Genomic DNA, 16,120 nt, shown 5'->3' on the forward strand with positions numbered 1-16,120 from the left:
GCTTGAGTGAAGAGGAGTATAATAGAAAGTAGTTTTTATCTCAACGACGGCTTTCGCCTCGTTGACGGTTGAATATAAACCGTCGTTGAGACTCAAATGCAGCCGTCAACGAGGATTTTGTTTTGCTTATTGATTCTGATTTTGGCTTGAGTGAAGAGGAGTATAATAGAAAGTAGTTTTTACCTCAACGACGGCTTTAGTCTCGTTGACGGTTGGTAAATATAAACCGTCGTCAGTCGTCAAATGCAGCCGTCAACGAGGATTTTGTTTTGCTTATTGATTCTGATTTTGGCTTGAGTGAAGAGGAGTATAATAGAAAGTAGTTTTTACCTCAACGACGGCTTTAGTCTCGTTGACGGTTGAATGTAAACCGTCGTTGAGACTCAAATGCAGCCGTCAACGAGGGTTTTGTTTTGATTATTGATTCAGATTTTGCTTTAAGTGAAGAGGAGTATAATAAAGTATAATGGTTTTTATCTCAACGACGGCTTTCGCCTCGTTGACGGTTGAATGTAAACCGTCGTCAAATGCAGCCGTCAACGAGGATTTTGCCCATAAAAGACAAAACTTAATATTGTCTAATAACCTTGTTTTGCAGACAAAATAACCCGTTTTGCAAATTAAGTTTGTTTAAATATTCATAACTATAGACTTTTGACCTATTAATCAGTTAATTAATTTTAATTCTTTCTAATATGAAAAAGTCAGTTGTTTATATTGTTCACACAGCATTTTGGGTGTTATACTTTTTATTGCTTTTGCTGATTATCGCTGCTGCGACAAAAGGGTTTTCATCAAATATACCTTTTGGATACATTGCCAAAGTAGGATTTTCATTTGTTGTGATTCCTTCTGTTATTACATTTTATCTGTGTTATTTCTACCTGTTTACAAAATACATCAAAACAAAAAAAATAGTTTCTTCACTTGTTTATGCTATCTTGTTTTCTGTTGGTTCGGCTCTTGTTGGGGGACTATTTTTAAGCCTGCTTTTTGGTTTAGATATGATGTTTAAAGGTGGTATAAGTTCTTTTCTTGCTCAACTTTTTTCTATGGTACTGATTGGATTGCTTGCAGGTGTAATGAGCATTATTATCAATGGTTTTATTACTTGGTATGATGAAATAAAATTAAAAGAAGAACTCATTATTAAAAATCATCAAATTGAATTAGCCTTAGTAAAAGCACAATTAGATCCCCATTTCTTATTCAACACAATTAATAACATTGATGCCTTGATACTCAAAGACCCAAAAATAGCTTCTGAATACTTAAATAAACTATCAGATATTCTTCGGTTTATGCTTTTTGAAACTAAAGCTCAAAGAATTGATTTATCAAAGGAAATTGAATACATAGAAAAATACATTGCGTTACAAAAAACAAGAACAGCAAACGAGAGTTTTGTGCATTTTACACTAAACGGAAACTTATCCAATCAAGTGATTCCACCCATGCTTTTAATCTCATTTATCGAAAATGCATTCAAACACACAGCCAATAAAAAAATAGAAAATGCAATAACCATTTCCTTAAATATTGACGATAAAACAATAGTTTTTGAGTGTGAAAATAAGTACAACCCTAAAAACAAAATTCAAATAGAACATAGTGGCATAGGAAATAATTTGATTAGAAAAAGAATAGAACTTTTGTATCCCCAAAAGCACAATTTATCTATCATTAACCTCAACAACTCTTACCGAGTAACCTTAACCTTAATAAATGACTAAATATACATGTATCATCATAGAAGACGAACCTTTGGCATTGGAAAAGACCAAAGGTTTTGTCGTAAAAATTCCTTTTTTGGATTTACTTGAAACATTTGATAATGCCCTTGAAGGATTGACATTTTTGAAGTCTAATAAGGTGGATGTACTTTTTTTAGATATCAATATGGACGAACTTTCAGGTATTGAGTTGTTGGAAAGTTCTAATTTAGATTGTCAGGTAATTATTACGACTGCCTATTCAGAGTATGCCTTAAAAGGCTATGAACTTTATGTTACTGATTATTTGTTAAAACCTTTTTCATTTGAACGTTTTTTGCAAGCAGTAAATAAAATTCAAGACAAAAAATTGGTCAAATCTAATGAATTGACGAGTAATTATATTTTTATAAAAACAGAAAATCGCTTGGAAAAAGTTAATCTTGATGAAATACTATTTATTGAAGGAATGAGAGATTACAGAAGAATACACACCACTAACAAACGAATTATGACACTTCAAAACTTTTCGGAGTTGGAGCAACTTATATCAGCAAAATTAATTTGTCGGGTGCATAAATCGTATATGGTTGCTATTAGTAAAATTGAAGAAATTGAACGAAGTCGAATTAAAATTTCAAATGAACTTATTCCTATTTCAGAAACATATAGAAAGCATTTTTTTGCACAGATTAATATTTAATGGGTTATTGTAGCCTACTACTTTTTTTAAAGATCGAAGTCAAATCCTATCAGTCAATCGCTCATTATCTTGTAACAAAAGTTTATTTGTGTTTTACTATTGTCAGTGAGAACACCAACAATGGTAGAATTATAATTTACAATCTTTTTTTATAAAGTGTTCATTTATAAGTGATTGAACTAAATTATTTAGAGCTTATTTATTAAGCATCTTTTTTAGAATGAAACCCATAACTTTAGTTATGGAATAGTTGGAGGATATTTTCCACCTTTCTACTCCTCTTTTCCCACGATTAAAATCGTGGGTTTTGTTATATGTAATTCTGCCCAATTACTTAACAAAATATACAGTAGTGCGAAAGTCTTATAGATGTTATAATCCATATTTTGCAGACAAAAAAAAGGTGTTTGCATAATCTATTTTCACAACAGAAGCTATTATTCGACATTTGTTTCAGTATTAATTTAAAACCAATTAAAAAATGAAACGAATTGCATTTATCTATGTCGCATTGCTGATTACTTTTTCAGCAACAAGTCAAAATCCTACAAATCTTATTGATAATTTATTTATCGATTGGAGTACAGAAAACAATCCAGGGGGTGTTGTTTTGGTAACACATCAAAACAATCTTGTTTTTACAAAAGCGTATGGCTTGGCAAATATTCCGTACCAAATTGCAAATACAGAAGAAAGTGTTTTTAATATTGGTTCTTTATCAAAACAATTTACAGCCATGGGAATTGTTTTGTTATATCTTGATGGAAAACTATCCTTTGATGATGATATTAAAACCTATTTACCTGAATTTACTGATTTTGGAAAGACGATAACTATTCGACAGTTATTGCATCACACAAGTGGATTAAGAGCCGTTCCCGAATTGTTTGGTCTAGCAGGTTGGCGTTCGGGCGATGCCATTTCAAACGATGATGTTTATAGATATTTATTAAAACAGCAAGATTTGAATTTTGAACCTAATTCTGAATTTATGTATTCTAATTCAGGTTATATTTTACTTGCTAAAATTATTGAAAGGATTTCTAAACAAGACTTCAAAAGCTACATGAAAGAAAAAGTTTTTCAACCACTTCACCTGAATTCCACTTTTGTTGAGGAAGATTATTCTGCAATCATTACCAAAACGGCAAATTCTTATACTGAAACAGCACCTTCATTTTTTCAAACGGTTGAAAACAACGATTTAACTTATGGAGCTTCCAATGTCTATTCTACAAGTGTCGATATATCGAACTGGGCAAAAAATTATACTAAAGCTCCTAAAAGTTGGAAAAAAGCCTTTTCAATACTTGAAACTTTAACTACATTAAATTCAGGCGAGAAAAATAATTATGCTTTTGGAATTGTAATTGATGATTTTTTTGGAAATCGTAGAATACAACATACAGGTGCTATTGCTGGTTTTCAGTCAATAATGTATTCTTATCCTGATGAAGACTTACAAATTATCATTTTGTCAAATTTCACTTCAAATCAATTATCACAAAAAGCCAATCAAATCAGCCAACTTTTCCTACAAAACAAATCTAAACCTACCAAAATTGAAGAAATAAAAAGTTCCTTTAAAATTAGCATTGAAGATTTGCAAAAAAATGAAGGAATGTATTGGAACGATAAAAATAATTATTCCCGAAAAATTTTTGTAGCCAACGATACTTTGTGGTATTTAAGAAATAATAATCAAAAATCGCCTCTTCTTCCTATATCTGAAACAGAATTTCAAATGGGGGGTATCAATGAAAAATTAGTTATAAAATTTGATATTCATTCAGCAAAAATGACTTTAATTTTTGCGAATAATTCCACTGAAACATTTGAAAAATACGAAGATAAATTGCTTACGTTGGAGGAATTAAAATCATATACAGGAGAATTTTATAGTAGCGAGTTAGAAACTTTTTATACTATAACGCTCAAAGACAAATCATTATACGGTTATCATAGTCGCTTTGGTGAATTTGAAATTCAAGTGCTTAAAAGAGATGTCGTGAGCTGGTCAGGAATGGCAATTTCGAAGTACAAAAGAAATGGAAATAGTATTGGCTTTTGGGTAACCATGAATGGAATTCGAAATTTGTGGTTTGAAAAAAAATAAATGTCAATATTGACCAAATTTATCTTTGCAGATATCGACAACAGTGAAGGTGATATAATGAATAAATTTTGAATGCAAAAACTCTTATCCAATTTCAAAAATTAGATAAGAGTTTTTTAGAATATTAATTGAACAGGATTTTAACCCTGTTTTACCTTTGCTGTCATTGGTGGAGACACCAACGACACTTTATTTCAACCAACCTTCTACTTCTTCTTTGGTTGGATTTTTTACTTCTTTGAGTTTCATTTTCTTACGCATTCCACATATATCATTGAAAAGTTTTGAAGGAATTGCTTCTTTCAAGTCTTCAATTGTAAGGAAACCTAGCTTTTGAATAATTGGAATAAGCTCCGAACGGATTCCTAATGCTTCATAATCACTTTCAGATGCATATTTTGGTTGTTTTTTAGGGCGCATTTGAGGGAAAAACAAAACATCTTGAATAGAGTTTTGATTCGTCATAATCATAGAAAGACGGTCAATTCCGATTCCTAAACCTGCTGTTGGTGGCATTCCGTATTCAAGAGCATTTAAGAAATCTTCATCCAAAATCATTGCTTCATCATCACCTCGTTTTCCAAGTTCTAACTGTTCTTCAAAACGTTTTCTTTGGTCGATTGGGTCGTTAAGCTCAGAAAAGGCATTACAAATTTCTTTTCCATTACAAACTGCTTCAAAACGCTCTACTAAACCTTCTTTTGTTCTGTGTTTTTTGGCAAGTGGCGACATCTCAACAGGATAATCTGTAATAAATGTAGGCTGAATCAGTTTTGGCTCACAATGTTCTCCAAAAATCTCATCAATAAGTTTTCCTCTTCCCATTGTATCATCAATCGGAACGCCTAATTGTAGAGCAGCTTTACGCATTTCTTCCTCACTCATTTCCGAAATATCAACACCTGTAAAATGCTCAATGGCTTCGTACATTGTGTAGCGTTTCCAAGGACGAGCAAAGTTAATTACATTTTCGCCTACCTGTACTTCTGTCGAATTATGAAGTTTTAAAGCAATTTTTTCTACCATTTCTTCTACCAAATTCATCATCCACTCGTAGTCTTTGTAAGCTACATAGAGTTCAATTTGAGTAAATTCTGGATTATGAAAACGGCTCATTCCCTCGTTTCTAAAGTCTTTTGAAAACTCATAAACACCATCATAACCACCAACAATTAATCTTTTTAGATAAAGCTCATTTGCAATACGCAAATAAAGAGTCATATCTAATGTATTGTGGTGTGTTTTGAAAGGACGAGCTGCTGCGCCTCCATAAATTGGCTGCAAAATTGGTGTTTCTACTTCTAAATAATCTTTATCATTTAAAAATTCACGCATCACATTCATAAGCTGAGAGCGTTTTTTGAAAACGTCTCTAACCTCAGGGTTTACAATCAAATCGACATAACGCTGACGATAACGCTGCTCTGAATCTGTAAAAGCATCATACGTTTTTACTGTTCCATCTTCATTTTCTACTCGCCTTACGACAGGTAGAGGATGTAGAGATTTTGTAAGAATCGTAAATTCGGTAGCACGAAGCGTAATTTCGCCTACATTCGTACGAAAAATATATCCTTTTACCCCAATAATATCTCCAATATCTAATAGCTTTTTGAAAACAGTATTATACATCGTTTTATCTTCATCAGGACAAATATCATCTCTACGAAAATAAACTTGCAAACGTCCTGTGCTATCTTCAATTTCTGCAAAGGCAGCCGAACCTTGAATACGATTTGTCATCAAACGACCTGCAAGAGAAATTTCCTTAAAATCATCAAAATTCTCCTCTCCTTCTGGTTTTTCTTCTGGAAAAAGAGCTTTAATCTGTTTGGCTGTATGCGTAAAGTTATAAAGTGCAGCAGGATAAGGTTCTATTCCTAGTTGTATAAGTTGTTCTCTTTTCTGACGACGCAGAATTTCTTGTTCGCTAAGTATTGGTTGCATAAAATGAGTAAAAGTCGTATTTAGTAACTGGTTCAAGCGTCGACGCTTGAACCAGTTACTATTACTATCAATTATATATATAGTTTAAAAAAGCCTTTTTTTAGATATAAGTTTCAAAAATACGGATTATTTGAATAGAACAAAAAAAATAGACTTTATTTATAAAAAATAAAGATGTTCTTATCAATTTGGTATTCAAATTTGAGTGTTTACATTCTTTCAGGCATATCGATACCTAAAAGTTTGCCTGCGTGTTTTAATGTCTTTGCTGTTGCATCAGAAAGGGCAACACGAAGCGATTTTTTAGCTTCATTTTCTTCTCCAAAAATTGGAAGTTCGGCATATAATTTACTATACTGACGAGCTAAATCATACATATAATTTGCTATCGCAGACGGTGCATAATTAGTTGCAGCTTCATTCAGATAAGAAGGATAATCAGAAAGTAAACGGATTAATTCTTCTTCCGTACTTTCCAACTCTTCTAAATTCTCAAAAGAAGTAGATTGGTGTGAAATGTTAGTTTCATTTGCTTTACGTAAAATAGCCGAAATTTTGGCGTGGGTATACTGTAAATAAACACCACTATTTCCTTGAAAATCAATAGAATCAGCAGGATTAAAAAGCATTTTCTTCTTAGGTTCTACTCTCAAAAGATAATATTTCAATGCTCCTAAAGCCAACATTTTGTATAAATTCTCAGCTTCTTCTTCCGAAAAATCATCAATTTTTCCTACTTCTTGTGTTCTTTCTCTTGCCATTTCTACCATATCAGCTACAAGCTCGTCAGCATCAACAACAGTTCCTTCTCTTGATTTCATTTTTCCAGATGGCAGTTCTACCATTCCGTAAGAAAGATGATACATTCCATCAGCATAACTTCTACCTAGTTTTTGCATAATCAGTTTCAAGACTTTCATGTGATAATCTTGTTCGTTTCCGATTACATAAACTGATTTTTGCATTGGAAAATCACTAAATTTCAAATCTGCTGTTCCGATGTCTTGTGTCATATAAACAGAAGTTCCGTCGCCACGCAAAACGAGTTTTTCATCCAATCCATCTTCTGTTAAGTCTATCCAAACCGAACCATCTTCTTTTTTGAAGAAAATTCCTTTTTCTAATCCTTCTTCTACAGCATCTTTCCCAGACAAATAGGTATTTGATTCATAATAAAATTTATCAAATGTTACTCCGATGCTTTTATAGGTTTCATCAAATCCTTCATAGACCCAACCATTCATTTTTTTCCAAAGGTCGGTAGTTTCTTTGTCGCCTTGTTCCCATTTCAAAAGCATTTGTTGTGCTTCTTTCAAGCTAGGAGCTTCTTTTTCGGCTTGTTCTTGTGTTCTTCCTGCTTCTACCAATTCTTTTACTTCGGCTTTAAATAAATCATTGAATTTCACATAATAGTCTCCAACCATTTTATCGCCTTTTATGCCCAAATCTTGTGGTGTTTTGCCTTCTCCATGTTTTTGGTAGGCAAGCATTGACTTACAGATATGAATTCCTCTGTCGTTTACCAAATTTACCTTCATTACTTCGCTACCATTAGCAGCCATAATTTCAGAAACCGAATAACCTAAAAAGTTATTTCTAAGGTGTCCTAAGTGCAAAGGTTTGTTTGTGTTTGGCGACGAATATTCTACCATTATTTTTTCGTCTTTCTTTTCTATGTTTTCCCAAACAGGTTTGTCATTGAGATTAACAAGCGTTTTGACCCAAACAGATTGTTCCAAAACAAGATTTAAAAATCCTTTCACGACATTAAAATCTTTTATAAAATCTACATTTTCTTTCAAAAATTCTCCTAAAAGAGTAGCTGTTTCGTCTGGTCGCTTCCCTGTAACCTTTCCATAAGGAAAAGTAACAAAAGTATAACTTCCCTCAAATTCTTTGCGAGTTTGTTGGAAATCAATTTTTTCTATTGGTAAAGTATGATTGAAAAGCGTTTGAAAAGCGTTTTGAATTTCTTTTTGGAGTTGTTGAAGTATCATAACTGTAAATAAAAGTTGTTTTTTTGTCTTTGCTTTTTTGTATTTATTCGGCTAGTTTTTAATTAATTTACAAAGTTGCACAATTTGCAGCAAAAAGCGAAGAGAAATCGTGTTTTATGTATTCCTTTTAAGACAAAATCTTGGGTGTTAAAGTTCACCAAAGCTAAACAAAATGCTCATTTATACAGATTATTATAGGATTATTCTAAACAATTCGGAATAAAATTTGTATTATAAGATACTTAATGTTAATTTAATGTTACATTGAATTGAATTAACTGTGAATGTATTTATTTTAAACCTTGAATTGTATGAAAACTAAATTATTAAACTATGCTATAATCAATAAATATCCTTTGTTTTGTTTTATTGCAGGTGTTATATCGGTTGGTGTGGGGATGCACCAAAATCTAATGAAAAAAGAAATATTATTGATGGCTGTTGTTTTCGGAGGATTAACAGCTATAACAATAGCAGGGATTTATTTTACTCGCTATATAGTAGTCAAAAACATATTAGAAAAATTAGCTGAAAAACAAATTCAAGCTCATGTAATTGATGCAAATCTTATTTCATTTTCTTATAAAGAGGATAATTACAAAATGAACCTGTATGCAAGCAGAGGGACAACATTTGTGTTTTTTTATAAAAATGAAAAATTAATTGCTAATAAAGCAATTAGCCACTCAGAAGAAAACTTATCAAGAATGATTGCTTTATTGGATTCAGATAAGCCACTATCAAGGAAGAAATATAAAGTTAAAATAAAAAGTAAGTGGCTTTAGATAGCACTTGAAAACTAGTTATAATTTATAAAACCTTATTTACTTAGTATAACTTAGAAGTTACGCACCTTAAACTTACGTAATTTTTTTTAACTTTAGGTTGTATTTTTTTAGTATGTTTTTTTATTACTTAAATTTTACTTTTGATGAGAGTGTTGGTACGAAAATCAACTGCATTGTGTAATTTATCTCTTTATAGTAATTATTTAGGTTCTCTGACAATTTTTGCACCTGCCAGTTTTTGTCTGCAAATTTTGAGGTTGATATTTTTATTTAATAACTCACTTCAAAACAATAAGTATTTGATTATCAAATAATTAACAAACATTCTGTATTTTCTTTTTAAATAATGAGTCTAATACTTTAAGCTGTATTTAGAACAAAGTGCAAAAATTGTCAGAGAACCATTATTTATTAGTAAATCCTAGAAATAAAGGATGTACTCAACTAGCTTTTGGAATGAAAAAAATGAGCCATGATAGTGTTCGCAATTTTTTAGTCCGTGAAGATTATACCCCACAGGATTTGTTTGAACGTGTTTGTTTACTGATTGTACTAGCAGGAGGCACTTTAAGTATTGATGCTAGTGTTTGAGATAAACCCTATAGTGATGCCAAATTAAATCCTTTTATAGCTCGTCAGTATTCAGGCAAACATCATGGTGTTGTAAAAGGTATCTGTTTAGTTACCTTATTTTATACTGATATAAATGGGGTTCGTCTTCCTGTTAATTATAGAGTATATGAGCCAACTTCAGGGTTACAAAAAATGAATTTTTTCTTGAAATGCTTAGAGAAGTATTGGATTGGGTAGAGTGCGTAACTTCTAAAATTTACACTTTGAAAAATTCAGGCATTAATAAACTACCTTTTGTGATTTTTTACAAATACATGTTTTCAAAAATAGGCTATGAATTATAAATTGCACAGGGTTTTAATCCTATTTTTATAGATAGCTAAAAATGCAAATTTATTTTTTTAGCCTTCTTAAGCAATTTGTAGTTTAATCCTCCAAAATATAGTAAATCAAGTTGCCTGCTCTAAGAAAGTATAACCATTCATTAATTCTACTTGTTTTGAATAAAAAAATAAATGGTCAAAATAAATCCTATCTAAAAAAGATTTAAAAACTGAAAATTTAAACTTTCAAAACTTCTTTGAGGTATCAGACAGATTTTGCTAACCTATAAATGATTTGCTTACTTATTTATTGATTAATACAGATTATCAAATAGTTTTGTAATTTTGTGGTTATTGAGTTTCTCAAAAAAAAGATTTTATTCATTTTAGTCAAAGCAGCACATTGGAAAACGAATATTCAAAACCTTATTATCCTTTCGAATCTGATTCAGAAAATACAGATAATTTAGCCTTTCAAAAAAAAGAACGCCCAAAACGTTTTCGTCCAAAGATAGGAATTTCTATGGGCGATTTTAATGGTATCGGTATAGAAGTAATTCTCAAAACGCTTACAGATAGCCGAGTTTTAGAACTTTGCATTCCTGTTATTTTTGGTGCTGCACGAGTTTTTTCTCATTATAAGCGATTATTAAATATAGAATTTACATTTCAACAGCATTTTATAGACGATGAAAATTTAGCTAATTCTATTCATAATCAAAAAGTAAATATTGTAAATTGTTCTTCTGCAAAAGTAGATGTTGAGGCTGGAAAAGTTACAGCAGAAGCTGGTGCATGTGCATTAGCAGCCTTGGAAGGAGCAACCAAAGCTATGAAAGAGGGTTGGATTGATGCCCTTGTTACTGCCCCAATCAATAAAGATAATATTCAGTCTGAAACTTTTAATTTCCCTGGACATACCGAATATCTGACTGAAAAATTTAGCGTTGATAAAGTAAAAGATAGCTTAATGTTTTTGGTTCATGAAAATTTACGTGTTGGTGTTGTTACAGGACATATTCCATTAAAAGACATTCCTACTGCCGTAACTGCTGAAAAAATTACGAACAAACTAAGCTTGATGTTACGTTCTTTGCGACAAGATTTTGGAATTGCAAAGCCAAAAGTTGCTCTCTTAGGACTTAATCCTCATGCAGGAGAAAATGGGCTTTTAGGAAATGAAGAAAAAGAGATTATTTTACCTGTAATAGAAAAATTTCGTCAAAAAGAGCATTTAGTTTACGGTGCTTTTCCTTCGGACGGTTTTTTTGGTGCAAAAGAATATGAAAAATTTGACGGCATTTTGGCAATGTATCACGATCAGGGACTTATTCCATTCAAAACACTTGCTTTTAATGAAGGCATAAACTTTACAGCAGGTTTACCTGTTGTACGAACATCACCAGACCACGGAACAGCTTACGGAATTGCAGGCAAAAATATAGCAGATGAAAGTTCCTTCCGAAACGCTTTATTTTTAGCTATTGATACTCTAAAAAGTCGAATTGATTTTGAAATAACAAATCAAGAAAAAAATCAACACAAACAAAGACGCAAAGAAGAACGTAAAAGGAATAGAGGTTAAAGTTTTGTACCTTTACTTTTTACTAAATTTTAGATAAAGCCTTTTTAAAGAAAAAACATAATTCTATTAAGTGCACTGTTTCAAAAGTTTCGTAATGTTTTTTGTGTGTTCAACTCCCCAGAGTTGAACAAAACGTTTCCTCAGAAGCATGATTTATTTGCTTGAATCACGCTTCTGAGGAAGCGAAACATTCAGTTCTGAGGAACTAAATGCACAACAAAATATAAAATAACTTATTAAACAGTGTATTAAGTTAGGAATAAAAATTAGTTTCATTTTTTATGATAAGAAAAAAAATATCACGTTTTAATTTTTCTATCTTCTCGTTTTTAATTTTATCCTTAGCTTTTAGTTGCTACTTTTTTCTTGTGCCTTGTAGTTATGCTCAATCAGAATTGGATAGTATTCATAAAGATACTTTGCAGAATATTGAAAATACAAATCAAGAACAACTAAAATACAATCAGACCAAGAAAAAAGAAGTAGATATATTGATAGCTAAACTAGAAAAAACAACACCAAAACTAAAGACAGAATTATTTCTACAAATTTCAGAGTTTTATAGAACAGAATTAAGAGATTCTGATAAAGCATTAGAATATGCAACTTTAGCCGTCAAGCAATCCAATGAATTACGAGATAAAAATCTAATTGCTCAATCTTCTATACAAGCAGGTGCGTTACACAGAAACAGGGGAGAATCAGATTTCGCCCTTACTTTGCTTCTCAGAGGATTAAGTGCAGCAGAAGAAATAGGAAATGACTCTCTGCAAACTGATGCTTTACACAAAATAGCTGTTACTTATCTTTTAATGAGAGATTTTGAACAGTCTTATGAATATGCTCTAAAAGAAGAAAAACTATGGCGAAAATTAGGCTCTGAATATGGATTGGCAAGTGCAGTAAACTTAAAAGGAATTAGTCTTATTTATCTCAAACGTTTAGATGAAGCCATTCAATCATTAGAACAAGGATTAGTAATTGCCAAAAAATTAGAAAATGATGATTTATTGTATAAATTATTTTCTAATCTAGCAGATGCACATCTCAAAAAAGAAGAATTGGGAAAAGCAGTTTCTTATATTACTAAAAGTAAAGAAATTACAGAAAGAATAAATGATAACTATGGGAATATTGCAAATATGTTAAAAATGGGTGAAATTTATTCTGCCAAAGGAGAGATATCAAAAGCAATTAATACAGCCGAAAAAGGTGTAGATTTAGCTCAAAATTTTCGTTATGCTGCTCTTGCAAGAAATGGATATGAAGCATTAAGAGAAATTTATTTTAGAGCAGGAAACTATAAAAAAGCATTTGAAAATCAATCTCTTGCAGTTGCCATGAATGATAGCCTTTCAAATATTAGTCGTAGGCATCAAGTTTCAAATATGCAAACTTACTACGAATCTGAAAGAAAAAATAGAGAAAATCAATTATTAAAAGAAGAGAGTAAAAATAAAAATCTAACTCTTTATCTTATTTCAGCAGTTGCATTAATAGCCTTTTTGTTAGTTGGTTTATTTATTTATAGAACACAAATAAAGAAAAAAACAATTACTAGACTACGCAAACAAAATGATGAAATTCGTTCTGTTTACGAACAAATGTCCAAACAAGCAACCATTATAAATGATACAAATACGACTCTTACAGAAAGTATTAATTATGCTCGTCGTATTCAAGATGCTATGCAGGTCAATACAACCACTATTTTTGAAGAATTAAATGATTATTTTATAATAGACCGTCCTAGAGATATTGTAAGTGGAGATTGCTATTGGTTTGAACAGAGACAAGGAGAATTTTATGTAGCTTTGGCAGACTGTACAGGACATGGAATACCAGGAGCTTTTATGACAATTCTGTGTAACTCTTTATTAAACGATATTTTTAACTCTCGTCAAGGTGTTCGTTCGCCTGCCGAAATGCTTATTGAATTACATCGTCGTTTGATTCATCATTTACATCAACACAAAAGTAATGTACAAGATGGAATGGACATTGCGCTTTGCCGTATCAATACAACTGAAAAAACGCTAACTTACTCAGGAGCAAAACAGCCTTTGTTGTATGTTGATAAAGATGGAGAATTCAATCGCTTTAAAGCAAGTTCGCTACCTATTGGTGGACACGAAGTAAAAATAAAACGCAAATTTGAAGATATTACTATTCATTATCAAATAGGAGATAGTCTATACATAACATCTGATGGTTTCCAAGACCAATTTGGAGGGAAAAACGATAAAAAATTTATGAGCAAACGTTTGTATGATATGCTTAGTCAAACTCATAAAATGCCTCTAGAAAAACAAAAAATTCATATAGAAAATCAGTTAGAAAAATGGCAAGCAAACAATGACCAAACTGATGATATAATGATGATAGGAATAAAATTATCTTAAAAAATAGCAAGAAAAAAGACTGGAGAATAAGGCTTTAAGTTTCTTAAACTCCCTAATTAATTTTTTATATAAATACACAAAGCTTACCTACTGCATTTAACTGGTAACTGATAACTGATAACTGATGAAAGTGATTTGGCGATTAATGGGCTTTATGCGACCTTTTCGGTCTTTTGTGCCTTTTTATATTTTGGTTTCTATATTAGCAATTATTTTTGGAGCAATTAATTTTACACTTCTAGCTCCTCTGTTAAAAATTCTTTTTTTAGATGAAACACCTACACAGATTGCTGTAGCAGCACCTACATTTTCTTGGTCATTGACTTATTTTGAAGATATTTTCAATTATTATTTTCACAAAATTATAATTGAAGAAGGAAAAATGGAAGCTCTTTACTTTGTTTGTAAAGTATTGGTTCTTACTGTTTTCTTATCTAATATATTTCGTTATTTGGCGTTATTTATTGTCAATACTGTTCGCTTGAAAGCAACTGTAAAACTTCAAAATCAACTTTTTAAAAATATACTTTCCTTAAATGTAGGTTATTTTTCACAGGAGCGAAAAGGAGATTTGATGTCTCGTTTTTCAAATGATGCTAGAGAAGTAGAAGTTTGGGTGTACAACGAATTTAAGGTTTTGATTCGTGCTCCCCTTACCTTTATAGTTTATTTTAGTTTGCTTGTTTATTGGTCTTGGGAACTCACTTTATTTGCATTTATATTTTTACCTATTTCTGGTGGAATCATTGCCCTTATTTCCCGTAAACTTCGCAAAAGTAGCGATATTTCACAGACTGTATTAGGTGATATGTTGTCTATGTTAGATGAACTTTTATCAGGAATAAAGATTGTAAATGCTTTTAATGCACAAAATTTTATTCTTTCAAGGTTTGAAAAATTAAATGAACTTTACCGTTCTTCTAGAACCTCTTATGATAATAAAAGAGACATATCTGCACCTATTTCTGAGTTTTTAGGAGTCGCTACCATTGCAGTTTTATTATTATATGGTGGAAATATGGTTTTGACAGAACAAATAACTGCTGGAACTTTTCTCGTTTATATTGCTGTCTTTTCTCAAATTATTCCTCCTATAAAAGATATGTCTACACTCATTACTAACCTACAAAGGGGAATCATTGCAGGAAAAAGAGTTTTTGAAGTGTTGGATATTCAAACTACAATAAATGACCTTCCAAATGCAAAAGAACTAAAACAGTTTTCTGATAAAATAGAAATCAAAGATCTTCATTTTTCTTATAAAATAAGTAAAGAAGAAGAAGGAATTATAGAAAAGCAGGTTTTAAATGGAATAAACCTAACCATAAACAAAGGTGAAATAGTTGCTTTAGTAGGAATGTCAGGAGGAGGGAAATCTACTCTTGCCGATTTGGTTGCTCGTTTTTATGACCCACAACAAGGAGATATTTTATTAGACAACCGTTCTTTGAGAGAATGGACACTTCACTCTTTGCATTCTCACATGGGAATTGTGACCCAAGAAGCTATTTTATTTAATGATACAATTTTCAATAATATTGCCTTTGGAATAGAAACAGCAACACAGGAAGATGTAGAGAAAGCTGCCAAAATTGCCAATGCACACGAATTTATCATCAAAACTGAAGACGGTTATCAAACAAATATCGGCGATAGAGGAAGCAAACTTTCAGGAGGACAACGCCAACGCATCAGTATTGCAAGAGCTGTTTTGAAAAACCCTGCTATTTTGATTTTAGATGAAGCTACTTCTGCCCTAGATTCTGAATCCGAACAACTTGTACAAGAAGCTCTTTATAAATTGATGGAAGGACGAACTACACTTGTAATTGCACACCGTTTGAGTACCATTCAACATGCTGATAAAATTGTAGTGATTAATGATGGAAAGGTAATTGAAACAGGAACACATCAAAATCTAATAGAAAAACAAGGGGCATATTCTAAATTGGTAGAAATGCAGATGATGTAGTA

10 protein-coding genes are annotated in these 16,120 nt (G+C 31.5%); 8 read left to right on the forward strand and 2 right to left on the reverse strand.

The window, feature by feature from the left end; all coding sequences use genetic code 11:
• The first annotated feature begins 695 nt into the window (after positions 1–695).
• The 3 genes from V9L04_RS19980 to V9L04_RS19990 all read left to right on the forward strand — a co-directional run bounded on the left by V9L04_RS19980 (position 696) and on the right by V9L04_RS19990 (position 4,531).
• The gene (locus V9L04_RS19980; RefSeq protein ID WP_338791703.1) at positions 696–1,733 is read left to right on the forward strand and encodes a histidine kinase; all 1,038 of its coding nucleotides are present in this window, start codon (positions 696–698) and stop codon (positions 1,731–1,733) included.
• A complete protein-coding gene (locus tag V9L04_RS19985) occupies positions 1,726–2,415 on the forward strand; it encodes a LytTR family DNA-binding domain-containing protein (protein ID WP_338791704.1) in 690 nt (229 codons plus the stop codon). The genes V9L04_RS19980 and V9L04_RS19985 overlap by 8 nt, the downstream gene beginning before the upstream one ends.
• A gap of 481 nt (positions 2,416–2,896) precedes the next feature.
• Positions 2,897–4,531 (forward strand): serine hydrolase domain-containing protein, encoded by a 1,635-nt coding sequence (locus V9L04_RS19990; RefSeq protein WP_338791705.1) that lies wholly within the window; start codon positions 2,897–2,899, stop codon positions 4,529–4,531.
• Between the two features lie 189 nt (positions 4,532–4,720).
• On the opposite strand, the gene lysS is transcribed toward V9L04_RS19990, so the two are convergent.
• On the reverse strand, positions 4,721–6,478 hold the full coding sequence (lysS, locus tag V9L04_RS19995; RefSeq protein WP_338791706.1) for a lysine--tRNA ligase: 1,758 nt from the start codon (positions 6,476–6,478) through the stop codon (positions 4,721–4,723).
• A 209-nt stretch (positions 6,479–6,687) separates the two neighbouring features.
• Positions 6,688–8,475: an arginine--tRNA ligase gene (gene argS / locus V9L04_RS20000; RefSeq protein WP_338791707.1), complete on the reverse strand. Its 1,788-nt coding sequence runs from the start codon at positions 8,473–8,475 to the stop codon at positions 6,688–6,690.
• Positions 8,476–8,786: 311 nt separating this feature from the next.
• Here argS and V9L04_RS20005 point away from each other — a divergent pair, with 311 nt between their 5' ends.
• From V9L04_RS20005 to V9L04_RS20025, 5 genes are all read left to right on the forward strand, one after another.
• Positions 8,787–9,260 (forward strand): hypothetical protein, encoded by a 474-nt coding sequence (locus V9L04_RS20005; RefSeq protein WP_338791708.1) that lies wholly within the window; start codon positions 8,787–8,789, stop codon positions 9,258–9,260.
• 393 nt (positions 9,261–9,653) lie between these two features.
• On the forward strand, positions 9,654–9,854 hold the full coding sequence (locus tag V9L04_RS20010) for a hypothetical protein (RefSeq protein WP_338791709.1): 201 nt from the start codon (positions 9,654–9,656) through the stop codon (positions 9,852–9,854).
• 708 nt (positions 9,855–10,562) lie between these two features.
• A complete protein-coding gene (gene pdxA / locus V9L04_RS20015) occupies positions 10,563–11,744 on the forward strand; it encodes a 4-hydroxythreonine-4-phosphate dehydrogenase PdxA (RefSeq protein WP_338791710.1) in 1,182 nt (393 codons plus the stop codon).
• Positions 11,745–12,112: 368 nt separating this feature from the next.
• Positions 12,113–14,146 carry a SpoIIE family protein phosphatase gene (locus V9L04_RS20020; RefSeq protein ID WP_338791711.1) on the forward strand — a complete coding sequence of 678 codons (2,034 nt, stop codon included), beginning with the start codon at positions 12,113–12,115 and terminating at the stop codon, positions 14,144–14,146.
• 124 nt (positions 14,147–14,270) lie between these two features.
• Entirely contained in the window at positions 14,271–16,118 is a 1,848-nt protein-coding gene (locus tag V9L04_RS20025) for an ABC transporter ATP-binding protein (RefSeq protein WP_338791712.1), read from the forward strand.
• Positions 16,119–16,120: the final 2 nt, after the last annotated feature.

Source organism: Bernardetia sp. MNP-M8 (assembly GCF_037126285.1).
In the GTDB taxonomy this organism is placed as follows: Bacteria; Bacteroidota; Bacteroidia; order Cytophagales; family Bernardetiaceae; genus Bernardetia.